This window comes from Streptomyces sp. NPDC030021 (assembly GCF_055574035.1).
Window position 1 is genome coordinate 105,187 of record NZ_JBVIAH010000008.1, and the last position, 25,087, is coordinate 130,273.

Annotated in this window: 24 protein-coding genes and 1 riboswitch; of the genes, 7 read left to right on the top strand and 17 right to left on the bottom strand. The window is 72.7% G+C overall.

The window, feature by feature from the left end; all coding sequences use genetic code 11:
* Nucleotides 1-134: 134 nt before the first annotated feature.
* The 4 genes from ACZ4YL_RS17715 to ACZ4YL_RS17730 form a co-directional block, all read right to left on the bottom strand.
* Nucleotides 135-1,040, bottom strand: a complete 906-nt coding sequence (locus tag ACZ4YL_RS17715; RefSeq protein WP_468117428.1) for a YihY/virulence factor BrkB family protein — start codon at nucleotides 1,038-1,040, stop codon at nucleotides 135-137.
* Nucleotides 1,041-1,242: 202 nt separating this feature from the next.
* Nucleotides 1,243-1,866 carry a 2'-5' RNA ligase family protein gene (locus ACZ4YL_RS17720; RefSeq protein WP_468117429.1) on the bottom strand — a complete coding sequence of 208 codons (624 nt, stop codon included), beginning with the start codon at nucleotides 1,864-1,866 and terminating at the stop codon, nucleotides 1,243-1,245.
* Between the two features lie 97 nt (nucleotides 1,867-1,963).
* Nucleotides 1,964-2,977, bottom strand: a complete 1,014-nt coding sequence (gene trpS, locus ACZ4YL_RS17725) for a tryptophan--tRNA ligase (RefSeq protein ID WP_301367079.1) — start codon at nucleotides 2,975-2,977, stop codon at nucleotides 1,964-1,966.
* A 217-nt stretch (nucleotides 2,978-3,194) separates the two neighbouring features.
* Nucleotides 3,195-4,463 (bottom strand): serine hydroxymethyltransferase, encoded by a 1,269-nt coding sequence (locus tag ACZ4YL_RS17730; protein ID WP_468117431.1) that lies wholly within the window; start codon nucleotides 4,461-4,463, stop codon nucleotides 3,195-3,197.
* A gap of 34 nt (nucleotides 4,464-4,497) precedes the next feature.
* A riboswitch (ZMP/ZTP riboswitch) is annotated at nucleotides 4,498-4,588 on the bottom strand.
* Between the two features lie 131 nt (nucleotides 4,589-4,719).
* On the opposite strand from ACZ4YL_RS17730, the gene rocD reads away from it, so the two are divergent.
* On the top strand, nucleotides 4,720-5,925 hold the full coding sequence (rocD, locus tag ACZ4YL_RS17735) for an ornithine--oxo-acid transaminase (protein ID WP_468117433.1): 1,206 nt from the start codon (nucleotides 4,720-4,722) through the stop codon (nucleotides 5,923-5,925).
* A gap of 16 nt (nucleotides 5,926-5,941) precedes the next feature.
* Here rocD and ACZ4YL_RS17740 read toward each other — a convergent pair whose 3' ends face one another.
* On the bottom strand, nucleotides 5,942-7,144 hold the full coding sequence (locus tag ACZ4YL_RS17740; RefSeq protein ID WP_468117435.1) for a glutathionylspermidine synthase family protein: 1,203 nt from the start codon (nucleotides 7,142-7,144) through the stop codon (nucleotides 5,942-5,944).
* Between the two features lie 7 nt (nucleotides 7,145-7,151).
* Entirely contained in the window at nucleotides 7,152-7,451 is a 300-nt protein-coding gene (locus tag ACZ4YL_RS17745) for a hypothetical protein (RefSeq protein WP_386148136.1), read from the bottom strand.
* 116 nt (nucleotides 7,452-7,567) lie between these two features.
* Here ACZ4YL_RS17745 and ACZ4YL_RS17750 point away from each other — a divergent pair, with 116 nt between their 5' ends.
* Nucleotides 7,568-8,389, top strand: a complete 822-nt coding sequence (locus ACZ4YL_RS17750) for a DMT family protein (RefSeq protein ID WP_468117736.1) — start codon at nucleotides 7,568-7,570, stop codon at nucleotides 8,387-8,389.
* A 207-nt stretch (nucleotides 8,390-8,596) separates the two neighbouring features.
* Here ACZ4YL_RS17750 and pdxR read toward each other — a convergent pair whose 3' ends face one another.
* Nucleotides 8,597-9,991, bottom strand: a complete 1,395-nt coding sequence (pdxR, locus tag ACZ4YL_RS17755) for a MocR-like pyridoxine biosynthesis transcription factor PdxR (protein WP_468117436.1) — start codon at nucleotides 9,989-9,991, stop codon at nucleotides 8,597-8,599.
* A gap of 47 nt (nucleotides 9,992-10,038) precedes the next feature.
* On the opposite strand from pdxR, the gene ACZ4YL_RS17760 reads away from it, so the two are divergent.
* Nucleotides 10,039-10,530, top strand: coding sequence for a carboxymuconolactone decarboxylase family protein (locus ACZ4YL_RS17760; protein ID WP_468117437.1), 492 nt, complete (start codon nucleotides 10,039-10,041; stop codon nucleotides 10,528-10,530).
* A 6-nt stretch (nucleotides 10,531-10,536) separates the two neighbouring features.
* Here the strand turns inward: ACZ4YL_RS17760 and ACZ4YL_RS17765 are convergent, their stop codons facing one another.
* The 5 genes from ACZ4YL_RS17765 to ACZ4YL_RS17785 form a co-directional block, all read right to left on the bottom strand.
* A complete protein-coding gene (locus tag ACZ4YL_RS17765) occupies nucleotides 10,537-11,343 on the bottom strand; it encodes a hypothetical protein (RefSeq protein WP_468117438.1) in 807 nt (268 codons plus the stop codon).
* A 3-nt stretch (nucleotides 11,344-11,346) separates the two neighbouring features.
* Nucleotides 11,347-11,721, bottom strand: a complete 375-nt coding sequence (locus ACZ4YL_RS17770; protein WP_301367087.1) for a hypothetical protein — start codon at nucleotides 11,719-11,721, stop codon at nucleotides 11,347-11,349.
* Nucleotides 11,718-13,427 carry a hypothetical protein gene (locus ACZ4YL_RS17775; RefSeq protein ID WP_468117439.1) on the bottom strand — a complete coding sequence of 570 codons (1,710 nt, stop codon included), beginning with the start codon at nucleotides 13,425-13,427 and terminating at the stop codon, nucleotides 11,718-11,720. Before ACZ4YL_RS17775 ends, ACZ4YL_RS17770 begins: the two co-directional genes overlap by 4 nt.
* A gap of 134 nt (nucleotides 13,428-13,561) precedes the next feature.
* Nucleotides 13,562-14,551, bottom strand: coding sequence for a malate dehydrogenase (locus ACZ4YL_RS17780; protein WP_468117441.1), 990 nt, complete (start codon nucleotides 14,549-14,551; stop codon nucleotides 13,562-13,564).
* A gap of 195 nt (nucleotides 14,552-14,746) precedes the next feature.
* Nucleotides 14,747-15,376: a short chain dehydrogenase gene (locus tag ACZ4YL_RS17785; protein ID WP_468117442.1), complete on the bottom strand. Its 630-nt coding sequence runs from the start codon at nucleotides 15,374-15,376 to the stop codon at nucleotides 14,747-14,749.
* A gap of 72 nt (nucleotides 15,377-15,448) precedes the next feature.
* On the opposite strand from ACZ4YL_RS17785, the gene ACZ4YL_RS17790 reads away from it, so the two are divergent.
* On the top strand, nucleotides 15,449-16,375 hold the full coding sequence (locus tag ACZ4YL_RS17790) for a LysR family transcriptional regulator (protein WP_468117443.1): 927 nt from the start codon (nucleotides 15,449-15,451) through the stop codon (nucleotides 16,373-16,375).
* Here ACZ4YL_RS17790 and ACZ4YL_RS17795 read toward each other — a convergent pair.
* Together ACZ4YL_RS17795 and ACZ4YL_RS17800 are read right to left on the bottom strand one after the other, a co-directional pair.
* Complete coding sequence (locus ACZ4YL_RS17795) at nucleotides 16,362-16,910, bottom strand: DUF3017 domain-containing protein (protein WP_468117445.1); 549 nt, start codon at nucleotides 16,908-16,910, stop codon at nucleotides 16,362-16,364. The two genes, ACZ4YL_RS17790 and ACZ4YL_RS17795, sit on opposite strands and share 14 nt — an antisense overlap.
* Nucleotides 16,900-17,760 carry a bifunctional methylenetetrahydrofolate dehydrogenase/methenyltetrahydrofolate cyclohydrolase gene (locus ACZ4YL_RS17800; protein WP_468117446.1) on the bottom strand — a complete coding sequence of 287 codons (861 nt, stop codon included), beginning with the start codon at nucleotides 17,758-17,760 and terminating at the stop codon, nucleotides 16,900-16,902. The genes ACZ4YL_RS17795 and ACZ4YL_RS17800 overlap by 11 nt, the downstream gene beginning before the upstream one ends.
* A gap of 247 nt (nucleotides 17,761-18,007) precedes the next feature.
* On the opposite strand from ACZ4YL_RS17800, the gene ACZ4YL_RS17805 reads away from it, so the two are divergent.
* Nucleotides 18,008-18,739 (top strand): hypothetical protein, encoded by a 732-nt coding sequence (locus ACZ4YL_RS17805; RefSeq protein WP_468117448.1) that lies wholly within the window; start codon nucleotides 18,008-18,010, stop codon nucleotides 18,737-18,739.
* Between the two features lie 89 nt (nucleotides 18,740-18,828).
* Here ACZ4YL_RS17805 and purH read toward each other — a convergent pair whose 3' ends face one another.
* A complete protein-coding gene (gene purH / locus ACZ4YL_RS17810; protein ID WP_468117449.1) occupies nucleotides 18,829-20,424 on the bottom strand; it encodes a bifunctional phosphoribosylaminoimidazolecarboxamide formyltransferase/IMP cyclohydrolase in 1,596 nt (531 codons plus the stop codon).
* Entirely contained in the window at nucleotides 20,421-21,044 is a 624-nt protein-coding gene (purN, locus tag ACZ4YL_RS17815) for a phosphoribosylglycinamide formyltransferase (protein WP_189733222.1), read from the bottom strand. Before purN ends, purH begins: the two co-directional genes overlap by 4 nt.
* Nucleotides 21,045-21,287: 243 nt before the next feature.
* Between purN and ACZ4YL_RS17820 the strand changes: the two genes are divergently transcribed.
* Nucleotides 21,288-21,869 (top strand): hypothetical protein, encoded by a 582-nt coding sequence (locus ACZ4YL_RS17820; RefSeq protein WP_301367096.1) that lies wholly within the window; start codon nucleotides 21,288-21,290, stop codon nucleotides 21,867-21,869.
* Nucleotides 21,870-21,990: 121 nt separating this feature from the next.
* Here the strand turns inward: ACZ4YL_RS17820 and ACZ4YL_RS17825 are convergent, their stop codons facing one another.
* Nucleotides 21,991-23,535 carry a cell division protein PerM gene (locus ACZ4YL_RS17825; RefSeq protein WP_468117451.1) on the bottom strand — a complete coding sequence of 515 codons (1,545 nt, stop codon included), beginning with the start codon at nucleotides 23,533-23,535 and terminating at the stop codon, nucleotides 21,991-21,993.
* A 173-nt stretch (nucleotides 23,536-23,708) separates the two neighbouring features.
* On the opposite strand from ACZ4YL_RS17825, the gene ACZ4YL_RS17830 reads away from it, so the two are divergent.
* Complete coding sequence (locus ACZ4YL_RS17830) at nucleotides 23,709-24,989, top strand: RNA polymerase sigma factor (RefSeq protein ID WP_468117453.1); 1,281 nt, start codon at nucleotides 23,709-23,711, stop codon at nucleotides 24,987-24,989.
* The last annotated feature ends 98 nt before the right edge of the window (nucleotides 24,990-25,087 follow it).

The following is a 25,087-nucleotide window of genomic DNA, read 5'->3' on the forward strand; positions in this document are numbered from 1 at the left end:
TCCTTTTGTTTGCCTCCCCCCCTTTCTCCCCTTTGGGTCCCCCCCGTCCCCCCCCGTTGTCTCCCCCTTTTTTTTTCCTCCTGTGTTTTTTTTCCCCCCCCCCCCCCCCCCCCCCCCCCCCCCCAAGACACCCCCTACGCCGTCCGCGTCGCCCCGGCGGCCGGAGGGTCTTCCGCGCCGTCGCCGTCCGCGTCGTCGCGCGTGGCCGTCCAGGACGCGACGAACAGCAGCAGCTTCGCCGTGAAGTTGATCCAGAGCAGCAGGGCGATCGGAACGCCGAAGGCCCCGTACATACTCTTCGCGGCCACCTCCCGCATATAGCCGCTGAGCAGCAGTTTCAGCAGTTCGAAGCCTGCCGCGCCGATGAGGGCCGCCTGGATCAGGCGGCCGCGCGGCGGTTCGACGCCCGGGAGCAGGGTCAGGACGTAGAGCAGCAGCAGGAAGGCGGCCACGACGCCGACGAGGAAGGCGAAGGAGCGCAGCAGCGCACCGCCCGCGCCCTCGCGCGGGATGTCCAGCCATTCGGCGGTCTTCCCGACGGCGCTGGATCCGAGGATGGAGGCCGCCGCGGAGGCCAGGCCCACCCCGCCGAGGCCGAGCAGGACGAGCCCGTCCTTGCCCTTGCGGGCGAACGGGTTCCCGTCGTCCTCGTCGTCCTTCTCCCACACCGCGCGCAGGCAGTCCCGCATCGAGCCCACCCAGCTGACGCCGGTCAGGAGCAGGAGGGCGCCGGCGACGAGACCGACCGTGCCGGCGTTGTCGACGAGTCCCTCGATGTTGAGCTGGTCGGAGATGCCCGGGACCTGTTCGGAGAGGTTCTTCTCCAGCCGGTCCAGCTGCTCCGGGCTGAGCAGCGCCGCGCCGACCGCGGCGGCCACGGTGATCAGCGGGAAGAGTGCGAGGAAGCTGATGAAGGTGATGGCGGCGGCGAGGCGGGTCCAGTGCACGCGGTCCAGGCGTTGGTACGAACGCCACGGGTGCGTCCTCATCAGACGGGACGCGAGCGGCCCGATCACCGGGAGTTTCGTCAGCCAGTCCATGGGGTCACCGTAATTCAGCCGCCGGAAATAGCCAGGATTGTCGCTTCTGGCGGCTACGGTCGTCGATTGTGACTTTTCCCGAAACGCGCCCTGCGGGTCGCCCGTTCCACACCCTGGTCCTGCGAAGGCTGAGATTCCGTGCCCGGCGCATCGCCCGGCTCCCCCTGGCCCTGCGCCTGCCCCGGGCCCCGCGCCCGGCCCGTCAGGACGGCGCTGCGGTCGCCCCGGCGGTCCCGGCCGTGTCTGCCGCCCCGGCGGCCTGGCCGGCGGGTGAGCCCGCCTGCGCCGGGACGCAGTTCGGCCCGCTCCCGAACGGGTACTCGCGCAGCTTGCGCCAGACCCCGTCCGAGCCCTGCTCGTAGAGCGCGAAGCCGTCGCAGATCCACTCGGCGGCGTACTCGGCGAGGGTGGTGAACGCCAGGTCCATCGCCTCCTCGGAGATCCCGTGGGCGACCGTGACGTGCGGGTGGTACGGGAACGCCAGGTCCCGGTCGAGCGGCCCCTGGGGGTCGCGGACCTCGCTCTGGAGGCGGGTGCAGCCCGCCGCCCCTTCGGCGATCTTGACGAAGACGACCGGCGAGAGGGGGCGGAAGGTTCCCGTGCCGGCCAGCCGCATCCGAAAGGCCCGGTAGGCGGCCGCGACCTCGACCAGGTGGGCCCTGATCGCGGGGAGCCGGTCCGCCTCCACCTCGGTGGGCGGGACGAGGGTGACGTGCGTGGGGATGCCGTGCGCGGCAGCGTCCCCGAAGCCCGCGCGCAGCTCCTGGAGCTGGCTGCCGTACGGCTCCGGGACCGCGATCGAAACGCCGAGCGTTACGGTCCCCACGTATCTCTCCTCCGCTTGTCGCTGTGGACTGCTGCCGCCCCAGTGTGGCGGCAGCACCCCCATTCGTGCCAGGGCTCTCTGTCCGTAGTTGCGTTCGTCAGTGCTTGGCGGGCAGCAGACCGAGGCGGTCGTAGGCCTGCGCGAGGGTCTCGGCGGCGACCGCACGGGCCTTCTCCGCGCCCTTGGCCAGGAGGGAGTCCAGCGTCTCCGGGTCGTCCAGGTACTCCTGGGTCCGCTTCTTGAACGGTGTGACGAAATCGACCATCACGCCGGCCAGGTCGGTCTTCAGCGCGCCGTAGCCCTTGCCCTCGTACCTGGCCTCCAGCTCGGTGATCGTCTCGCCCGTGAGGGTGGAGTAGATCGTGAGCAGGTTGCTGACGCCGGGCTTCTTCTCGGAGTCGAAGCGGATCTCGGCCTCGGTGTCGGTGACCGCGCTCTTGATCTTCTTCTCGGTGACCTTGGGCTCGTCGAGGAGGTTGATCAGGCCCTTGGGGGACGACGCGGACTTCGACATCTTGATCGCCGGGTCCTGGAGGTCGTAGATCTTCGCGACCTCCTTGACGATGTGCGCGGCGGGGAGGGTGAAGGTCCGGCCGTAGCGCTGGTTGAAGCGCTCCGCCAGGTCACGGGTCAGCTCGATGTGCTGGCGCTGGTCCTCGCCGACGGGGACCGCGTTCGCCTGGTACAGCAGGATGTCGGCGACCTGCAGGATCGGGTACGTGAACAGGCCGACGCTGGCGCTGTTGACGCCGCCCTTGGCGGACTTGTCCTTGAACTGGGTCATCCGGCTGGCCTCGCCGAAGCCGGTGATGCAGTTCATGACCCAGCCGAGCTGCGCGTGCTCGGGCACGTGGCTCTGGACGAAGAGCGTGCAGCGCTCGGGGTCCAGGCCGGCGGCCAGCAGCTGGGCGGCGGAGAGGCGGGTGTTCGCGCGCAGATCCTTCGGATCCTGCGGCATGGTGATCGCGTGCAGGTCGACCACCATGTAGAAGGCGTCGTGCGTCTCCTGCAGGGCGACGTACTGGCGGATGGCTCCGAGGTAGTTCCCGAGGTGGAACGAACCGGAGGTGGGCTGGATGCCGGAGAGCGCGCGAGGACGATCAGAAGCCATGGCTTCATTCTCTCAGGTGCGGGGGCGGGCCCGTGCCCGCCGGCGGCCGGATCCTTCCGGGTCGCGCCGGGTCCGGCCGCCCCGCGCCGGGGTACCCGGCGGTTGCGGATCGTCCGGATCCCGCCCCGGCCGAGCGACCGATTTCCGTCCCGGGACGGGCCGGGCCAACACCGCTGCGCGGGGGTCTGGGGCAGAGCCCCGGCAGCGGTGCCGCAGGTCAGGACAGCGGGAGGCCCGGGGCCGGGAACGCGGCCATCAGGTCCGTGACCTCCGCGCGGATCACGGCGAGCGCCTGCTCGTCCCCCTTCGCGGCGGCGTCGACCGCGCGCGAGATCCAGTCGGCCACCAGCGGCATGTGCTCGGTCGACAGGCCCCGCGAGGTCAGCGACGGCGTGCCGATGCGGATGCCCGAGGGATCGAACGGCTTGCGCGGGTCGAACGGCACCGTGTTGTAGTTCACGACGATGCCCGCCCGGTCCAGGGCCTTGGCCGCGATCTTGCCCGGCACGTCCTTGCCCGTCAGGTCGATCAGGATCAGGTGGTTGTCCGTACCGCCCGAGACCAGGTCGAAGCCCTTCTGCAGCAGCGCCGCGGCCAGCGCCTTGGCATTGGCGACGACCGCGTGGGCGTACGAGACGAAGGACGGCTGCGCGGCCTCGTGCAGCGCCACCGCGATACCGGCCGTCGTCTGGTTGTGCGGGCCGCCCTGCAGGCCCGGGAAGACCGCCTTGTCGATGGCCTTCGCGTGCTCCTCCCGGCACATCAGCATCGCGCCCCGCGGACCGCGCAGCGTCTTGTGCGTGGTGGTGGAGATGACGTCGACGTGGTCCGCCGGGGACGGGTGTGCGCCGCCCGCGATCAGGCCCGCGATGTGGGCGACGTCGGCGACCAGGATCGAGCCCGCCTCCCGCGCGATCTCCGCGAAGGCGGCGAAGTCGATGGTCCTCGGCAGGGCGGTGCCGCCGCAGAAGATCAGCTTGGGCCGCTCGGCGAGGGCCAGCTCGCGCACCGCGTCGTAGTCGATGAGCCCGGTGTCGGCGCGGACGCCGTACTGCACGCCCCGGAACCAGGAGCCGGTCGCCGAGACGCCCCAGCCGTGCGTCAGGTGCCCGCCCATCGGCAGGGCCATGCCCATCACGGTGTCGCCCGGCTTCGCGAAGGCCAGGTACACGGCCAGGTTGGCCGGCGAGCCGGAGTACGGCTGGACATTGGCGTGGTCCACGCCGAACAGGCCCTTGGCCCGCTCGATCGCCAGCGCCTCGACGCGGTCGATGTTCTGCTGGCCCTCGTAGTAGCGGCGGCCGGGGTAGCCCTCGCTGTACTTGTTCTGCAGCACGGTGCCGGAGGCTTCGAGGACGGCCGCGGACACGTAGTTCTCACTGGGGATCAGGCGCAGGGTCTGCGCCTGCAGCACTTCCTCCGCCGCGACGAAGGACGCCAGCTCGGGGTCGGTGGCGAAAAGGGCGGGATGGCGGCTCGCGGACATGGCGGGCTCCTCCGGGGTCGATGTGATCGGTACCCCGCGAGGCCCAGGCGAGCGGCCCTGTATGCGGTCGAGCGCGCACGACTCCCCCGGAGTTGGTTCTCCGTACGCCAGTCGCCGTGCGTACCGGACACCTTAGCGGGCGCGCCGGGAGAGAGGTTTCTGCGTCCGCGATACGAGCGACGATAAGAAGGTGACGCCACCCTCGTCACCGCTTCACCCGGCGCTCCACCCCGCCGGACGGACGATCGGAGACCCCGTGTCGACAACTGCTGATGCCATCCGCTCCGCAGACGCGCACAGCGCGCACAACTACCATCCGCTGCCCCTGGTCGTCGCGTCCGCGGAAGGCGCGTGGATGACCGATGTCGAGGGCCGCAGATACCTCGACATGCTCGCCGGGTACTCGGCCCTCAACTTCGGGCACGGCAACCGCCGTCTGATCGACGCCGCCCGCGCCCAGCTGGAACGGGTCACGCTCACCTCGCGCGCGTTCCACCACGACCGCTTCGCCGACTTCTGCACCGAGCTCGCCGCGCTGTGCGGCAAGGAGATGGTGCTCCCCATGAACACGGGGGCGGAGGCCGTGGAGACGGCGGTGAAGACCGCCCGCAAGTGGGGCTACGAGGTCAAGGGCGTCCCGGACGGGCACGCCAAGATCGTGGTCGCCGCCGACAACTTCCACGGGCGCACCACGACCATCGTCTCCTTCTCCACGGACCACGACGCCCGCGACCACTTCGGCCCGTACACGCCGGGCTTCGAGATCGTTCCGTACGGGGACCTCACCGCGCTGTCCCACGCCGTCACCGAGAACACCGTGGCCGTGCTGCTGGAGCCGATCCAGGGCGAGGCGGGGGTGCTGGTGCCGCCCGCCGGGTACCTGAGCGGCGTACGGGAGCTGACCCGCGAACGGAACGTCCTCTTCATGGCGGACGAGATCCAGTCCGGGCTGGGACGGACCGGCCGGACCTTCGCGTGCGAGCACGAGGGGGTCGTCCCGGACGTCTACATCCTCGGCAAGGCGCTCGGCGGCGGCGTGGTGCCGGTGTCGGCCGTGGTCGCCGACCGGGACGTGCTCGGGGTGTTCCGTCCCGGCCAGCACGGGTCCACCTTCGGCGGGAACCCGCTCGCGTGCGCGGTCGCGCTGGAGGTCATCGCGATGCTCCGGACCGGCGAGTTCCAGGGCCGCGCCACCGAGCTGGGCGAGCACCTGCACCGGGAGCTGAACCTGCTGGTCGGCGGGGGCGCGGTGACCGCCGTACGCGGCCGCGGGCTGTGGGCGGGCGTCGACATCGACCCGTCGCGGGGCACCGGCCGGGAGATCTCCGAGAAGCTGATGGAGCTCGGGGTGCTGGTGAAGGACACGCACGGGTCGACGATCCGGATCGCCCCGCCGCTGGTGATCAGCAAGGAGGACCTGGACTGGGGCCTGGACCAGCTCCGGTCGGTGCTCGGCGTGTAGGGCCGCCCCGGTCCGGTCAGAGGATGACGTGGGGCAGGAAGCGGGCGTACTCGTCCGTGACCGGCCCCGCCGATTCGCGGATGCCGAGCCCCGCCGCCTCGTCCTCGACGACCCATGCGCCGAGCACCACCCGGTTGCCGTCGAAGTCGGGCAGCGGGGCCAGGCCCTGGAAGCAGTACCGCTCCCCCTCCTCCGGTACGAAGGGCTCGCCGCCGTCGCCCGCCTCGTGCAGGGTGACCCCCGCGCCCTCACGGCCGAGGAGGGGCTTGGCCACGTAGCCGGCGGACCCGGGCTCGGCGAGCTCGCGCGGGCCGTCGAGGTAGGCGGGCAGCAGGTTGGGGTGCTCCGGGAAGAGTTCCCACAGGATCGCGAGCAGCGCCTTGTTGGACAGCAGCATCTTCCACAGCGGCTCGATCCAGCAGGTGGAGCCGGAGCCGCCGCCGTGGTCGTACGTGCCGAGGACCTGCGGGCCGAACTCGTCCGTGGCCAGCCACTCCCACGGGTAGAGCTTGAAGCAGGAGCGGATGAAGCGGAGCTTCTCGTCCACGAACCGGCCGGACAGGCTGTCCCAGCCGATCTGCTCGACGGAGAGCGCGTGCGTCTCCAGGCCGGCCTGGTCGGCGGTCTCCTGGAGGTAGGCGACCGTCATCAGGTCCTCGCCGAGCTCGTCGGCCTCGGAGTGCGCGAAGTGCAGCGGGCCGGGCGGGAGCAGCTCGGCCTGGCGCCGCCAGGCGTCGACGAGGCGCTCGTGGAGGGAGTTCCACTGGTCGGCGCCGGGGAAGCGTTCCTCCATCCAGAACCACTGGGGGCTGGCCGCCTCCACGAGGGAGGTGGGGGTGTCCGCGTTGTACTCCAGCATCTTGGCCGGGCTGCCGCTGCCGTCGTAGCGCAGGTCGAAACGGCCGTAGAGGGAGGGTTGTTCGGCGCGGCGCCGCCAGGACTCGGCGATCAGCGCGGCCAGCTTCGGGTCGGTGATGCCGAGGTCGGCGAAGCGGTCGTGCTCGACGATGTGCGCGGCCGCGGCCAGGCACATGGCGTGCAGCTCCTCGACGACGTTCTCCAGGGCCTCGACCTCGGGGAGCGAGAAGGAGTAGTACGCGCTCTCGTCCCAGTAGGGGCGCAGGGAGTCGTCGGGGTAGCGGGTCAGGGGATAGATCAGACCCTGCTCCTCGACGGTCTTCTGCCAGTCGGGACGGGGCTCGATGGTGTGCCGCTCCATGGTGCGATCAGCCGCCGCTGGAGCCGGAGGTGTTCCCGCCGATGCCGTTGCGGGTGACGGCGGACTTCTCGAAGCTGCCGCCGGAGACCTTGCCGGCGGCCACGTAGCCGCCGTAGTAGTACGAGCCGGTGCCGCCGCTCTTGCACTCCTTGTTGTTCAGGTGCTGAAGCGTGGAGCGGGAGGCACAGCGCTTGTCCGGTTCGTCGCTGCTGCCGCAGGCCACGAGCGTGGCCGCGAGCAGGCCCATGCCTCCGAGGGCGACGGCGCCGGAGCGCATGCGGCGCTGATTGGTGCTGCTGCTGTCCATGTCTGCTGCTCCCCCTGGGGCCTCGCGTGCTGCCGACAGAGTAGAGCGGGGCCACCGGCCGATGGAATCCGGCCGCCGTGAGATCCGTGACCTAGAGTCAGTTCGTGCTGATTGGGATGATTTGCGCGCTCGGTGCGGCGGTCTGCTTCGGTACGGCCTCGGTGCTGCAGGCGGTCGCGGCGCGGGCAGCGGAGCCCGGCACCGGGTCCGGAGTGGACACGGCACTGTTCCTGCGGGCCGTGCGGCAGTGGCGCTACCTGGCGGGTCTGGGCCTCGACGGAGCCGGCTTCGTGCTCCAGATCATCGCCCTGCGGCACGTCCCGATCTACGCGGTGGGGGCGGCGCTGGCGGCCAGCCTGGCGGTGACGGCGGTGGTCGCGGCGCGGCTGCTGCGGGTGCGGCTGTCCCGGACCGAGTGGGGCGCGGTGGCGGTGGTGTGCGCGGGGCTGCTGATGCTCGGGCTCTCCGCCGGGGAGGAGGGCACGGGGACCGGGTCGACGGCGCTGGAAGTGGGGATGCTGGTGGTGGCCGGGCTGGTGCTGCTGGTCGGCGTGGTCGCGGGCCGGCTCCCGGACGGGCCGCGGGCGCTGGTCCTCGGCCTCGCGGCGGGGACGGGCTTCGGGGTGGTGGAGGTCTCGGTCCGGCTCATCGACTCCCCGTGGGACCTGCGCAACCCGGCCCTGTACGCCCTCCTGCTGGGCGGCGGCGCGGCCTTCCTGCTCCTCACCTCGGCCCTGGCGCGCGGCTCGGTGACGGTGGCGACGGCGGGCATGGTCCTCGGCGAGACGATCGGCCCGGCGGTGGTGGGCGTGGCCTGGCTCGGCGACAGCACCCGCGAGGGCCTGGCCTGGCTGGCGGTGACGGGCTTCGTGGTGGCGGTGGCCGGCTCCCTGGCCCTGGCCCGCTTCGGCGAACCGTCGGCCCCGGCGGAGCGATGACCGGTGCCCGCCGTGTCGGGGCTCCGCCCCGAACCCCGCGCCTCAAACTCCCCCGGCTACCGCTGGGAGGTACCCCCTGGCGAGGCTGGAAAATCCAGCCTCGCTGGGCAATCTTCCAGCCTCGCCGGCGTTTGAGGCGATCTTCAGCCCCGCCGGCGTTTGAGGCGCGGGGGTTCGGGGGCGGCGCCCCCGCAACGGCGCCGCAGGTCACGGGAGGGCCGCCGACAGCGCCGCCAGCGTCGGCCCCCACGCGCTGTCCGACGGAGTCCCGTAGCCCACCACCACCGCATCCCGCGGCGCCGCATCCGCATCCGGATGCCGGAACCGCCCCAGCCCGTGCAGGGCGAGGTCCTGCCAGGCCGCGGACTGCAGGACCGACCGCTCCAGCCCCTCCGGGAGGTCCAGCACCGCGTGCAGCCCCGCCGCGATCCCCGACACGCCCACCCGGTCCCCCACCGCCGCCACCAGCTCGTCCCGGCGCCGCCGGTACCGCAGCCGCATCCCGCGCACGTGCCGGTCGTACGCCCCGGAGGTGAGGAACTCCGCCAGCGTCAGCTGGTCCAGCGCGCCGCACGCCCACTCCGTGGGCCGCTTGGCGTCCAGCACCTCCTCCAGCAGCCCCGGCGGGACCACCATCCAGCCCATCCGCAGCCCCGGTGCCAGTGACTTGCTGGCCGTCCCGAGGTACACCACCCGGTCCGGGTCCAGGCCCTGCAGCGCGCCGACCGGCTGGCGGTCGTAGCGGAACTCCCCGTCGTAGTCGTCCTCCAGGATCAGGCCGCCCGTGGTCCGGGCCCAGTCGACCGCGGCGGCCCGCCGGGCCGGGGTCAGGGCCACGCCCGTCGGGAACTGGTGCGCCGGGGTCAGCAGCACCGCGCCCGCCGCCGTGGTCAGCTCCCCCGTCCGGGCGCCCTCCCCGTCCACGCCCAGCGGGCGCGTCCGCAGCCCGGACCGCACCAGCACGTCCCGGTGGAAGTCCAGGCCGTAGCCCTCCACCGCCACCTCCCGCACCCGCCGCGCCCGCAGTACGCCCGCCAGCAGCGTGAGCCCGTGCAGGAAGCCCGCGCACAGCACGATCCGTTCGGGGTCCGCGTACACCCCGCGCGCCCGCGCCAGGTAGCCGGCCAGCGCCTGCCGCAGCTCGATCCGGCCGCGCGGGTCGACCGCGTACCCGAACGCCTCGTTCGGCGCGTCGGTCAGCGCCCGCCGGGCCGCCGACAGCCAGGCCGCGCGCGGGAAGCCGCCCAGGTCCGGGGAGCCGGGGATCAGGCTGTACGCGGGCCCCTTGCGCGCGGGGCGCCGTACGGGGGCGGTGGCCGCGGGCCGGCGCGGGCGGGCCCGTTCGGCGACACGGGTGCCGGAGCCCTGGCGGGCCGTCAGCCAGCCCTCGGCGACGAGCTCGGCGTAGGCCTCGGCGACGGTGTTCCGGGCGATGCCCAGGTCGGCGGCGAGGGTGCGGGACGACGGCAGCCGGGTCCCGGCCGCCAGCCGCCCGCTGCGCGCGGCCTCGCGCAGGGCCTCGGTGAGCCCGGCCCGCAGGCCGCGTCCGGCAGTGAGGTCCAGGTGCAGGTCGGCGCCGAAAGTGGCCCACGATTCCGTCATGGATATGGACCATATCGGTGGGCCGCCTGGCTCCTAGGGTGGATCACATGACGACCACACACGAACACGCCCCCGAGCACACCCCGCGCCTGCAGATGGCGAAGCTCGTCCCCGAGGTCTACAAGGCCGTCCTCGCCCTGGAGATCGCCTCCAAGAAGGGCCTGGACCCCTCCCTGGTCGAGCTCGTCAAGATCCGGGCCTCCCAGATCAACCACTGCGCCTTCTGCCTCGACATGCACACCAAGGACGCGATCGCCGCCGGTGAGAGCGTCGAGCGCATCGTCCAGCTGGGCGCCTGGGAGGAGTCACGGCACTTCTACACCGAGAAGGAGCTCGCCGCGATCGAGCTCACCGAGGCCGTCACCGTCCTGACGGACGGCTTCGTGCCCGACGAGGTCTACGAGAAGGCCGCCAAGCAGTTCGAGGAGCGCGAGCTCGCCCAGCTGATCGCCGTCATCGCGACGATCAACGTCTGGAACCGCATCGGCGTCACCACCCGCCTGGTGCCGGGCCACTACACCCCGGGCATGTACAAGTAGGCGCGGTCATTCCGGCCTGAACGACTCCACGGCCGCCGTCAGGTTCGCGCGCACCGCCGTGCCGTCGGCGGCCGGACCGGCCGCCAGCAGCGCCCACCGCCTGCCGTCCGGGGCGACGGTGATCCGCTCGATCGCGCGGCGGCGCCCGTGCGACTCCTGGTTGTCGTACTCGTACACCAGCTCGCAGGACCCGCCGGGCGCCGGATCGATGGAGACCTCCTGGTAGCCGGGACGGCTTCCGAGGGCCTGCGAGGAGGTGTGCAACAGCTCGCACGCTCCGACGCTGTCCGACTCGGTGACACGGAAGAACTGCATCAGCGCGCTGCGGTCCCCGGGCCGCCGGTAGAAGGAGCCGCTGCCGTCCTCGTCGCGGCTGCGCTCCCAGCCCGTGGGGACGGCGACCGAGAAGCCGCCGTCGTCGCGGACCACCGTGTACGGCGGCGGGACCGAGGGTGACGCGGAGGACGGCGAGGGGGAGGCTGCGGACGGGGCCGCGTCCGGACCCGTACCGGACGGCGGGACCGGGGTACCCGAAGCCGACGGGGCTGCGGCGGGTGCCTTCGGCTCCTCGCCGCCCAGGACGAACCATCCCGCCACGGCGCAGCCGCCCACCACCACGGCTCCGAGGGCCACCAGCAGCAGGACCTTCCACGACCGTTCCCGGCCCGGACCGCCCTGGCCGCCCCCTTGCGGGCGGGGCGGGTACGACGGCGGGGCCGGCGGCGGGTAGGAGGGCGGAGGCGGGGGCGGCTGATCCGCCCACTCCCAGCGCTGCGACTGCGGGTTCCAGTGGGCACCGCCGCCCGTGGCCACCGGTCAGCTCCCCAGCGAGGCGAGCAGCCCGCCGAGGGCGGCGGCCGCGTTCACCGAGTCCACCACCGGGGCCCAGCGCCGGAGCGCGGCCCGCAGCCGGGCGGGCAGGCCGGGCCGGATCTCCCCGGCCTCCTCCAGCTCCCCGGCGGCCTCGTCCAGTTCGGCGTCGAGGGCCGACCGGTCAGCGCTGCGGGGCAGGTGGACGAGGGCGATGCGCAGCTCCCGTACGGCCTCCAGCAGTTCGGCCGCGCCCGGGGCGCCCGCCCCCGTACCGCCGTGGTGGACGGTGGTGTTGGTGATGTCGGTACCGCCGATGCTGAAGGTGCTGCCTTCGATGCGGTTGATCCGCACCTCCCCGCTTCCCCCGTCGTGCGTCACTGCCGGTCTCCCCTGCTCGTGTGGTGGCTCGTCCGATTGTGGTGCCCGCTGCCGCCCACGCTGAACGCGCTGTGGCTCACCGACTGGATGTACACGCCGCCCTCCGCCACGGTGACCGCGCGCTGCGCGAACTCCTCCGTGTGCCAGCCCGCTTCGTGCAGGGCCAGGGTCACGCCGCCGACGATCCGGTCCTGGATGGTCTTCAGGTACCGGTCCAGGTCCATCAGCTGGAACAGCGAGGCGTCCTCCTGCGCCGCCAGCTCGCGTACGGACACGGCCGGGCCGGCCGGGAGCGCGCCGCCGTGGCCCTCCGTGGCGATCTGCCACGGGCCGCGGCTGCCGCCCGACAGGGTGGTGAGCGCCTTGGAGAGCGAGCGCGGGGCGTGCTTCAGCGCCCAGACCGTCTTGGCGAAGGGATTGTTCCGCAGGTGGCGCCGGGCCACGTCGTCGGCCTCCTGGAACCGGGGCCGTATGGGCAGCAGCACGTGCGGCGCCACCTCCAGCATCAGCATCCCGCCCTGGGTGTGGACGCGTACGAAGACGGTGATGACGAGGTTCTCGTCCCAGCCGCCGACCCGTACCCGCAGGAAGTGGCGGCGGCGCTCCCCGCCTTCCTCCACGGCGCCGGCCCGGTGTGCGTCGAAGGCCCGGTCGGAGAGGTCCGGCTCGTGCGCCGCGGGCAGCCCGGAGGCCGGCAGGAACACGCACTCGTCGACGACCAGTTCCCGCAGCCGGTCCAGTACGGCCTGCTCGGCCTCCGGCGAGCCGTGCGGCGACGGGACGCGGAGGGCCTCCAGCCGCGGCCGGATCCGGGCCACGATCCGCTCGTTGTCCAGCGGTTCGGGCTCCACCCCGTCCGTGCGGGGGCGCAGCTCGACCGACAGGTGCCAGGGGCGGTAGGCCGTGCCGGCGCCGCAGAACGGGTCGTCGACGTTGTAGATGACCAGGCGGCTGTGCTGGGTCCGCAGGATCCGGTCGCGGGTCCGGGCGAAGCGGCTGCCGGAGGCGGGGTCGGCGTTCGGGTCGGCGTACCGCGTCCGGCTGAGCGAGGTGCTGATGACGCGGGCGAAGTGGCCCCGCTGGAGGCCGACGACCAGGGTGAGCAGGGCGAAGACGATCAGGGCGGTCCAGGCGTACTGGCCGGCGATCACGTAGCCGAGTCGGGGCAGCATGGAGATCACGACGAACGGCTCCCGCTCGATCCCGCGCAGGATCTCCTGGTAGACCACGAGCGAGTCGTCGGCCCCTCCGACGTTCGTCTCGCCCTTGAGTGCGCCCTGCAGCACGCCCAGGCCGACGCCGATGAGCAGCACGTAGCCGCAGCCGCGCAGGAGGAGTTCGAGGAATCGGATGACGCGTGCCGTCGCCGCCCGGCGGCGCGCGATCCGGCCGGCGCCGCTCAGGAAGGCGGCCGGGATGAGCAGGAAGAGCAGGAGCGGCTGGGCCAGCAGCAGCCCGAGGCCCCACACCGCCAGGACGGCGAAGGCCCAGGCCACTTCGGCGCGCCGGGCCTGGAGTGCGTGGGCGAGGACGCGGGCGGCGTCGAAGCCGTAGGAGGGCGCTACGAAGCGCTCCTCGTGGACATAGAGCTCCTGGATCACCCGGTCGCGGTACGCGGCGTCGAGATAGCTGCCGGCGCACAGCAGCCGGCCGGCCTCGCTGAGCGAAGGGTGCACAGGTGTTCTGTCGTCCGCGGTGCTTGTCACCGAATCCCCCTTTCGGTGTGCGGAGGGAAACGATAAGGCGATCATCAGGTGCGCGACAGGCGCGATCACGCCAAAAGGCCCCGGCGCATTGCGCCGGGGCCTTTCGGAAGAGCGGATCGGGTCGGAAGACCGGATCAGATCAGGCCGAGCTCACGAACCGCGTCGCGCTCCTCCGCCAGCTCCTGGACGGAGGCGTCGATGCGGGTGCGGGAGAACTCGTTGATGTCCAGGCCCTGGACGATCTCGTACTTGCCGTCCTTGCAGGTGACGGGGAAGGAGGAGATCAGACCGGCCGGGACGCCGTAGGAGCCGTCCGACGGGATGCCCATCGAGGTCCAGTCGCCCTCGGCGGTGCCGTTGACCCACGTGTGCACGTGGTCGATGGCGGCGTTGGCGGCCGAGGCGGCCGAGGACGCGCCACGGGCCTCGATGATCGCGGCGCCGCGCTTGGCGACGGTCGGGATGAAGGTGTCGGCCAGCCACAGCTCGTCGTTGACGACCTCGGCGGCGTTCTTGCCGGCGATCTCCGCGTGGAAGATGTCCGGGTACTGGGTCGCCGAGTGGTTGCCCCAGATGGTCACGCGCTTGATGTCGGAGACGGTGCTGCCGGTCTTGGCGGCCAGCTGCGAGATCGCGCGGTTGTGGTCCAGGCGGGTCATCGCGGTGAAGCGCTCGGCCGGTACGTCCGGGGCGGCGGCCTGCGCGATGAGCGCGTTGGTGTTGGCCGGGTTGCCCACGACCAGGACCTTGATGTCGTCCGCGGCGTGCGCGTTGATGGCCTGGCCCTGCGGCTTGAAGATGCCGCCGTTGGCGGCGAGCAGGTCGCCGCGCTCCATGCCCTTCGTGCGCGGGCGGGCGCCCACGAGCAGCGCGACGTTCGCACCGTCGAAGCCCTGGTTCGGGTCGTCGAAGATGTCGATGCCGGCGAGCAGCGGGAAAGCGCAGTCGTCGAGCTCCATGGCGGTGCCCTCAGCGGCCTTCATGCCCTGGGGGATCTCCAGAAGACGGAGCTTGACCGGCACGTCCGAGCCGAGCAGGTGACCGGAAGCGATGCGGAAGAGCAGCGCGTAGCCGATCTGGCCGGCGGCGCCGGTGACGGTGACATTCACGGGAGTGCGGGTCATGGCCTTCTCCGTTAGACAGCTGGCGGTGGGGCGTCCCTGCCCCATGTGCTGGAGGACGCCGCTCCCCAGTAAATCTTGACGTGAAGAGACATCCGCGATCAGGCTATCCGACCCGGGACCGGGCTAATCCCCCGGTCCCTGTGGTGCACGGCACACGGACCCCGATGTTCGAAGGTCCGACCAGCCTCCGGACCGCTATTCGACCAGGAAGATCTGGCCCGTCCGGTGCCCCTCGATCGACTTGACGTAGGCGTTCGCCGCGCGCGCCACGGGCACGGCGTCGAATCCCGCGAAGGTGTCCCCGTACGCGTCGAGGGATTCCTCGAAGACGGTGGGGCTGACGGCGTTGATCCGCTGACGGCCGGGCAGTTCGACGGCGGCGGCGCGCACGAAGGCCTCGACGGCGCCGTTGACCAGGGCGGCCACCGATCCGGTGAGCAGGGGCTCGCGGGCCAGGATGCCGGTGACCAGCGTGTACGAGGCGTGCGCGGGCAGGTGCCGGGCGCCCTGGCGGACCAGCTCGATCTGGCTGACGGCCTTGCCTTCGAGGCCGCCGCGGATGTCGTCCGTGGTCAGCTCGCCGAGCGGGCGCCACGGCACGCTGCCGGCGGCGCTCGCCACCGCGTCGACCTCCCCCACCCGCTGCGCCACCTGCGCGTACATGGCGCGGATGGACTCCGGGTCGGTGATGTCGACGTGGACGTCGGCGCCCGTGCGGGAGGCGGTGACGACCTGGTGGCCGCGCTTGCGCAGGGCCTCGTGGACCGCCCGGCCGAGGGTTCCGTGGGCGCCGATCAGTACGACCTTCTTCGTCTTCGCGTTCATGGTCACGAGCATCACCGGGACACAACGATTAAGTCCAGCTACCTCAGCTACAGCCATCATTAAGATGAACTCATGCTAGATGTGAAGCGCATGGTCATCCTGCGGGACCTGGCGGAGCACACCCGGGTGACCGCCGTCGCCGACCTGCACGGAGTGACCCCCTCCGCCGTCTCCCAGCAGCTGCGCGCCCTGGAGGCCGAGGCCGGGGCCGTCCTGGTCGAGCGGGACGGGCGCGGGCTGCGCCTCACCCCCGCCGGGGTGGCCCTGGCCGCAGCGTGCGAACCGGTGCTCGCCGCCCTGGAGCGGGCCGAAGGAGCCGTACGCGCCCTCGACGCCGAGCTGAGCGGGGAGCTGGCCATCGGCTGCGCCCCCAGCGCCCTGGCCACGGTGGCCGCCCCGCTCGTCGCCGAGCTCGCCGTACGTCACCCCCGGCTGCGCCCGCGCATCGTGCAGGCGGACCCCGAGGAGGCCGTGCCGCAGCTGCGGCAGCGCCGCCTGGACCTGGCGGTGACCTACGCCTACCCGCTGCTCGGAGCCCCGCCCGCGGCCGGGACCACCGCGGTGCCGCTCTTCGGCGACCCGCTGTGCCTGGCGCTTCCGCAGGCCCTGCTCCCCGCCTACGAGCGGGACGGGCTCGCCGCGCTGCGGGAGGGCGCCTGGGTCTCGGCCCCCGCCCCGAGCAGCTGCCGCGAGATGCTGCTGCACGCCTGCCGCAACGCCGGATTCACCCCGCGCATCGCGCACGAGTGCGCGGACCTGCGGTCCGGGCTCTGGCTCGTCGCCACCGGGCAGGCCGTGTCGATCCTGCCGAAGCTGCTGTGCGACGCCCCGCCGCCCGGCGTCGCCGTACGGGAGCTGCCGGGCCCGGGGCGGACGCTGGACGTCCTGGTGCGGGCGGGCACGGAGACCCAGCCGGCCGTCGCGGCCACCCTGGCCGCACTCACGTCGCTCACGTCGCCAATGCCACCCGCACCGCCCGCACCGCTCACCGCACGGTGAAGCGGACCGCACTCTCCATGAACGGGATCACCAGCCACGGCTTGGGCGCCGCCATCACCAGCGTGAGCAGCGTGATCGCCACGCCCAGCAGCCCGTACGTGATCATGTCCGTGAAGCGGGAGCGCACCGCGAGCATCCCCACCGAGGGCAGCACGCGCCGCATCACCGAGGCCGCGATCAGGGCCACGCCGATGGCCAGGCAGCCGGCCCGCGGGTGCCCGAAGGCCGTGGCCAGCAGCCCGACCGCGGTCGCGGTGAGCACGCTGAGCATCGGCCACTGACGGGCCGGCGTGGAAACGGCCCCGGGAACGGCACGGCCGCTGCCCTCGGGGCGGGCGGTGTCCCGGGTGATGGAGGGGAACCGGCGGGACCTGGCCACCGGCTCGGCCCCGGCCGCGGCCGCGGCGGGACCGGCCTGCGCGCCGGGCGCGCCGGGCACGCCGGGCTTCGCGGGCGCGACCGGAGCGACGGGAGTGCCGTTCGCCCGGGCCGCGCCGCCGCCCGCCGCGTTCTCCGCGTCCGGTTCAGCCTGCACTGGTGGTCCGTTCCGCCGCCTCGACGACATTGACGAGCAGCTGGGCGCGGGTCATCGGGCCGACCCCGCCCGGGTTCGGCGAGATCCACGCGGCCACCTCGGCCACGCCGGGGTGCACATCGCCGACGATCTTCCCTTCCCCGTCGCGGCTGACGCCCACGTCGAGCACGGCCGCGCCCGGCTTCACGTCCTCCGGCTTGACCAGGTGCGGGACACCGGCCGCCGCGACGATGATGTCCGCCTGGCGCAGCTGCGCGGAGAGGTCGCGCGTACCGGTGTGGCAGAGCGTCACGGTGGCGTTCTCGGACTTGCGGGTCAGCAGCAGGCCGATGGAGCGCCCGACGGTGATCCCGCGGCCGAGGACGACGACGTGCGCGCCGTTGATGCCGACGCCGTGGTGGCGCAGCAGTTCGACGATCCCGTACGGGGTGCAGGGCAGCGGTCCCGGCTCGTTCAGCACCAGCCGGCCGAGCGACATGGGGTGCAGGCCGTCGGCGTCCTTCAGCGGGTCCATCAGCTCCAGGACCCGGTTGGTGTCGATGCCCTTGGGGAGCGGGAGTTGGACGATGTAGCCGGTGCACTCCGGGTTGGCGTTGAGCTCCCGGACGACCGCCTCGATGTCTTCCTGGGAGGCCGTCTCGGGCAGTTCGCGCTGGATGGAGGCGATGCCGACCTCGGCACAGTCCTTGTGCTTGCCGTTCACGTACCAGCGGCTGCCCGGATCGTCACCGACCAGGAGGGTGCCGAGGCCGGGGGTGATGCCCCGGGCCTTCAGGGCCGTCACGCGGGCGGTCAGTTCGGACTTGATCGCGGCGGCGGTGGCCTTGCCATCGAGAATCTGGGCAGTCATGACCCCATCCTCCCGGATGAGGTGGCCCCGGTTCCAGTCAAGGCACTCGCAGGGGCTCAGGGTTCATTGCACTTGCACAACAAGTCACCGGCCGTTCCTCGACCAACTGGACAAGCCCGGGCCCGTCGGACCACGATGAAACGACTGATGTACCGCGGGCAGTGCCGGGGGGGCGGGACCGCACCGTGCCGGATTCCTCCGCGCTCATGCCGTGCGTCCCCGCACTTCCACGGAGGAACACCCCAACATGAGCTTCGGCGAACCTCACAATCCGTACGGACAGCAGCCGCCCCAGGCCCCGCAGGGCCAGCCCGGCTACGGCTACCCCCAGCAGGCACCCCAGGGCATCCCGCCGCAGAGCGGCTACGCCTACCCTCAGCAGGCCCCGCAGGGCTACCCGGGCGGTCCCGGCGGGTACCCGGGCGGGCCCGGCGGGTACCCGGGCGGGCCCGGCGGCTACCCCGGCGGTCCGGGCGGATACCCGGGTGCCCACATGGAAATGCCCGGCGGTGCGAAGGCGGCCCGCGTCATCCTCTTCATCACCGGCGCCCTGCAGGTACTGGGCGGCCTGTTCTTCATCATCGGCGGCGCCGTGTTCGCCGCGGCGCTCTCGGACTCCGGCTCCTCCGGCTACTCCGACTCCTCCGCGGAGGAGGCCGGCGCCATCGCCGGCACCGCGGGCGTCGTCGTGGGCCTCCTCTTCATCGCCTTCGCCCTGTGGCCCATCCTGACCGCGGCCAAGCTGGCCAAGGGCCGCGGCGGAGTGCGCGTCTCCGGCATCATCTACGGCTCGCTCCAGACCCTCTTCGCCGTTCTCGGCGTGCTGGTGTACCTGGTCGCGCTCGGTGCGAGCGAGCACGGCGAGGCCGGCGCCACCTTCATCACCGTGCTGCCGTCCCTGATCTCCCTGGCCCTCGGCCTCACCATCGTCATCGGCCTCGCCAAGGCCGGGGACTACTTCCGGCGCCCCCAGTACTGACCGTCCCGTACGTATACGGCGAAGGCCGCGCCCCGCAGTGCGGGGCGCGGCCTTCGCCGTAGGTCGGGGCCGTGGGCCGTGGGCCGGACTCAGTGGAAGAAGTGCCGGGTCCCGGTGAAGTACATGGTCACACCGGCCTTCTTCGCGGCCTCGACGACCTGCTCGTCACGGACCGAACCGCCCGGCTGGACCACGGCCTTGATGCCCGCGGCCGTCAGGATCTCCAGCCCGTCCGGGAACGGGAAGAAGGCGTCGGACGCGGCGTACGAACCCTGCGCGCGCTCGGCGCCCGCCCGCTCGACGGCGAGCTTCGCCGAGTCGACACGGTTGACCTGGCCCATGCCGACGCCGACCGAGGCGCCGTCCTTGGCGAGCAGGATCGCGTTGGACTTGACGGCCCTGCAGGCCTTCCACGCGAAGGCCAGCTCGGCGAGCTCCGCCGAGGACAGGGCCTCGCCCGTGGCCAGGGTCCAGTTCGCCGGGTCGTCGCCCTCGGCCTGGAAGAGGTCGCTCTGCTGAAGCAGCGCACCGCCGGAGATGGGCTTGAGGTCACCCGGCTGGTGCGGGGTGCCGTCCACCTTCAGGACGCGGATGTTCTTCTTCTTGGCCAGGATCTCGACCGCGCCGTCCTCGTAGGCGGGGGCGGCGATGACCTCGGTGAAGATCTCCGCGACCTGCTCGGCGAGCTCGACGGTCACCGGGCGGTTGACGGCGATGACGCCGCCGAAGGCCGACAGCGGGTCGCAGGCGTGCGCCTTGCGGTGGGCCGCGGCGACATCCGTGTCGATCGCGATGCCGCACGGGTTGGCGTGCTTGATGATCGCGACGCAGGGCTCGTCGTGGTCGTAGGCGGCACGGCGCGCGGCCTCGGTGTCCACGTAGTTGTTGAAGGACATCTCCTTGCCGTGCAGCTGCTCGGCATTGGCGAGTCCGCCCGGCTGCCCGTCCGTGTAGAGGGCGGCGGCCTGGTGCGGGTTCTCGCCGTAGCGCAGGGTCGACTTGCGCTCCCAAGCGCCGGCCAGGAACTCGGGCAGCGCCGCGGCGTCGTCCTCGGGGGCTTCCGGGGCGTACGCGTTCGTGAACCAGGAGGCCACGGCCACGTCGTAGGCGGCGGTGTGCTGGAAGGCCTCCGCCGCGAGCCGCTTGCGGGCGGTGAGGTCGAAGCCGCCGCCCTGGGCCGCCGCGATGACGTCGGCGTAGCGGGCCGGGCTGGTGACGACCGCGACCGAGGGGTGGTTCTTGGCGGCGGCGCGGACCATCGACGGGCCGCCGATATCGATCTGCTCCACGCACTCGTCGGGGGTGGCACCCGACTGGACGGTCGCCAGGAAGGGGTAGAGGTTGACGATCACCAGGTCGAAGGGCTCGACGCCCAGCTCGGCGAGCTGGTTGCGGTGGTCCTCCAGGCGCAGGTCGGCGAGGATGCCGGCGTGCACGCGCGGGTGCAGGGTCTTGACCCGGCCGTCCAGGCACTCGGGGAAGCCGGTCAGCTCCTCCACCTTGGTGACGGGCACCCCGGCTGCGGCGATCTTCGAGGCGGTGGAGCCGGTGGAGACGAGCGCGACGCCGGCCTCGTGCAGCCCGCGGGCCAGCTCTTCCAGTCCCGTCTTGTCGTAGACACTGACGAGCGCACGCCTGATCGGCCGCTGGGTCGTGGTCGGGTCGTTGCTCTCTACGGCGGTCACTGGATTGTTACCTTTCGTCCCTCAATGCGGTAGCCGTGCCGGGCCAGACGCCCCACGACATCGACGAGCAGCTGGCGCTCGACTTCCTTGATGCGCTCATGGAGAGCGGCTTCGTCGTCCTCGTCCCGGACCTCGACGACACCCTGGGCGATGATCGGACCGGTGTCCACGCCGCTGTCCACGAAGTGGACCGTGCAGCCGGTGACCTTCGCGCCGTAGGCGAGGGCGTCCCGTACGCCGTGCGCGCCCGGGAAGGCGGGGAGGAGGGCGGGGTGGGTGTTGATGAACCGGCCGCCGAAGCGGTCTATGAACACCTTGCCCACGATCTTCATGAATCCGGCGGACACGACGAGGTCCGGCGCGTACGCGTCGGTGGCCTCGGTGAGGGCGACATCCCACTCCGCGCGGCTGCCGTAGCCCTTGACCGGGCAGACGAAGGTGGGGATCCCCGCCTTCTCCGCCCGCTCCAGGCCGGCGATGTTCTCGCGGTCGGCCCCCACGGCGACGACTTCGGCGCCGAAGCCCTCGGATCCGCCGGGGTGGGCGTCGATGGCATCGAGCAGGGCCTGGAGGTTGGTGCCGGAACCGGAGACCAGCACGACCAGGCGGGAGGCGGCCATGGGAGGCCCTTTCTCGCGGGATTGCGGTGTTCGTCTTGTGTGGTCATACGAAACTCCGGGGTACCGATATATGGGGAACCATACGAAGCCACCGACCGCCTGCAACGATACCGGTACACCGGACAGCCCCCGAGGGACGGGGGGACGGCCGGGCGGTAGCGTCTGGCGTACAAGCCGCAAACTGGCCTCACCTCGCCACGACGTCCCCGCGACGTCCATGACACAGGGGAAGAAACACACCCGATGCCGGACCGCCGTCAGCCCGACTCCCCCACCGACGACAACCCCTTCGCGGCTCCGCCGGAAGGCCGGCCCGACCAGCCGTGGCAGCCGCGCAGCGGTGGTGGCGGGAACGGCGACGGCCCGAAGGACTCGGACGGCCAGCGGGGACCGGCGCGCTGGGACCCGACGGACCCGATCCAGCGCCGCGCCCGCTACGCGCTGCTGGCCGGCATGTGGGGCTTCTTCTTCGGGATCTTCGGGATCCCGTCGGTGGGACTGCTGCTCGGGGCACTGGCCCTCTACTGGGGCATCAGCGCGCTGCGCGGCAAGCCCGCACCGGCCACCGCCGAGGGCGCCCCGGCGGCACCGGCCGGCCTGGACGCCCTGGGCCCCGCGGCCCGCCCCCAGCGCACCGCGGCGGTGAGCGGCCTGGTCACGGCGTCACTGGCGATCCTGCTGGCGTTCAGCTCGTACGCCCTGCAGCTCGCCTACAAGGACTTCTACGTCTGCCGCGACGACGCCCTCACCAAGTCGGCGGAACTCCAGTGCAACACCCTCCTCCCGGACAACCTGGTGGGCGACGTCCTGAAGGTCCGCCAGTAACGCACCGACGAGGGGCGCTTCAGGCGCCGCCGCCCTGATTCAGCCTCGCCGGCGTTTGAGGCGCGGGGTCCGGGGCGGAGCCCCGGCGGCGGCGCCGCAGCCGGTACCCCACCCGAACGGCCTACTCCGGTGGCGGCTTCCTCCGGGCCAGCACCCGTGCCCCAACCACCGGCGGAGCCAACGGCGCTGACACCGGCTCGGCCGGAGCGACCGGCTCGGCCGGCTTCGGCGCCAGCAGGCCCGGATCCAGATCCAACCCGGACACCACGGTCACGGCCCGCCGCCCCGGCACCGCAGGCGCAGCCACCGGCACCAGCACCGGCACCGCAGGAACCGCCGGAGGCACCATGTCCGGAATCAGCGCCCCCGCGGCCTTCCGCATCGCCGCCCACCGGATCTCCCGCACCCCGCTGTCGTGCCACCTGTCGTCCACGGCCATCGCGTCATCGGCATCCAGGGCGGTCGGCCCGATGGCCGGGCGGTTCCGCCACGCGTGCACCGCCACCGCCACCGGCACGGCCAGTACCGCCGTCCAGGCGAAGGCCGCCACCCCGGTGGTCCACCACACCGGCCCGAATTCCGACAGCCGCCGCGAGCCCAGCGGCCCCGCCGAGGCCGCCGCGAGCCCGGTCATCGCCAGGCCGCAGACCACCGCGCCGAGGGCCGCCGTGAGCGCGGTCTCCCCGTACGAGACCTCGCGTGCCCGGCGTACCGCGAACCAGCCCACCGCGAGCCCGGCGACCACCGGAACCCCGGCGACCGCCCAGGTCAGCGGCGTCCCCGGCCCCTCGGCCGGGAGCGCCGCCAGCAGCGGGAAGCGGGGCAGTCCGGGCGCGCCCGGGAAGCCGAGCGGGGTGGCCGTGGCGTCGGCGCCCAGGGCGAAGCCGGGCCCGAGCGCGTAGGCCGCTCCCCAGACCATGGCGTTGGGGATCAGGGTGAGCGCGAGCAGCAGGACGGCGAAGCGGCCCGACCAGACCCCGGTCAGCGAGAGGAAGGAGGCCTGGACCTCGGCGCCGTGCCACGCGAGCGAGGCGCCGACGACGAGCGCGCCGCCGCCCAGGAGCACCAGGGCACCGCCCGCGCCCGCCCGGAGCGCCAGCGCATAACGGGGGCGCACGACAGCCTTCCGTACGCCCCCGGGCAGCCAGGACGGCAGCGGCCCGAGCGGACGCCCCCGGGCCCCCCACACCCCGGCTGCGGCGGCGAGTACGGCCACCAGCGGGATGTGCCAGGCCGCGCTGATGGGGTCGGCCGACATGGGGCCGCCGGCGGCGTACACCGTGACGAGGGCCCCGACGGCGAGATATCCGCAGAGCACGGCCGCGAAGACGGCTCCGGCGGGCAGCACCTCGTCGTCCTCCTCGGCGGCGCTCCCCAGCCGGGCGGCCCGCCGCATGAGCAGCACGGGCAGCACGACGAGGAGCAGGGGCGTCATTCCCACGGGTGCGGGGACGCCGGACAGGGTGTCGTAGCGCACCAGCTCCGTGCCGTGGGCGAGCAGCCACAGCCCGGCGGCCAGGTGCAGGGCCCCGCCGGGGCCGCTGTCGGGGTAGGGGGAACTGATCCACAGCACGATGACGAGCACGGCGAGGAAGCCGAGCCCGAGCCCGGCCGCCACGGCGCCGCCCATGACGCATGCGGCGGCGGCCGGTGAACGGCGTCGCACGCCGGCTCGCGGGGCCGCTGACAACGGGGTCCCGTGTTCGGTCACTTGGGTCACCCCGCCATGGTGCCAACGACACGCGCTATGGACGGGTAACAGGCGAATGCCCGTGGTGTCGCTCAATATACGTTTATGTACTTTTTCGCCCAGAGCGGCCGGTTCGCGGGGAGTGTGGCATGACACGAAGCGTCGAGACGACCTCCTCAGAGGACTCGGAGCTGAGCCTGCCCGCCCCCAAGGAGCGCCGCAGACTGCGCGAGGCGGCGGAACTGACGCACGATGAGGTGGCCGCCGCCGTGGGCGTCACCGCGGCGACCGTCCGATCCTGGGAATCGGGCCGCACGGCCCCCCGCGGGCGCAAGCGCGAGCTGTACACACAGTTCCTGGCGCACCTGGTGGCCCCGCCGCAGGACGCCGGTCCGTCCGGGACGCCCGGCGAGGCGAAGACGGCCAGGGCGGCGGAGGAACCCGCCGCGGACCCACCCGCCCCGGACGGACCGACCACGGTCGGAACGGCCTCGGACGGGCCGGCGGCGGATGGGCCGGCCTCGGACGCGCAGGCCGCGGACGGGCCCGAGCCCGACGAGCTCCCCGCCGAGGACCCCGCCGAGGACCCCGCCGAGGACCCCGCAAGGGTCCCGGTACCGGGCCCGGCCGAGGCTTTCGACGCCCTCTACGCCCACGCCGCCCGCGACCTCGCGCGGCAGGCCTACCTGCTCACCGGCCGCCGGGCACTCGCCCTGGAGGCCGTGGAGAAGGCCTTCGTCCAGGCCTGGGACCGGTGGCCCGAGGTGGCCACCGACCCGGACCCGGTGGGCTGGGTGCGCGCGATCGTGTACGAGTACGCGCTCTCCCCCTGGCACCGGTTCCGGCGCGCCCACCGCCATCTCGACAAGCCGCCCGCCGAGCCCGCCGACCGGATCCTGCTCGACGCCCTGCTCTCGCTGTCCCCCGCGAACCGCCGTACCGTCCTGCTCTACGACGGCGTCGGCCTCGACCTCCCCGACACCGCAGCCGAGACCGAGGCCACCACGCCCACCGCGGGCAACCGGCTCGTGCACGCGCACGCCGACCTCGCCGACCGGATCCCCGAACTGGCCGACGTACCGCTCGAAAAGCAGTCCGCGCTGCTGCGCGACCTGTTCACCGCGCTGCGACCGGCCGTCGACCTCGACCCGCGTCCGGCGGCCGCCGTCCGCGGCGGCGGCGAGCGGCGCACCCGGCTGTGGACCCGCGCGACCCTCAGCCTGACCGCGATGATCGCCGTCTCGACGGCCTACACGGTCATGACCGCGCCCACCCACTACGAGCCCCCGCTGGCACCCGGCGAGAGCGTGTCCGGCGTGCCCCCGCTCGCCGGCCCCCAGCAGCTCACCGAACGGAGCAGGCAGCTCCACGACAAGCTGCTCGCCGACCCGGAGGCCGGACCGGCGCGGATCGCCCCGAAGGTCGAATGAGAACGGGAACGGGAACGGGCGTGGGGGGGGGGAGGGGGGGGGGGGGGGGGGGTGAGCAGGTATCGTGCTGCCCGCGTTGTATGGGGGTGTCTGCTTCC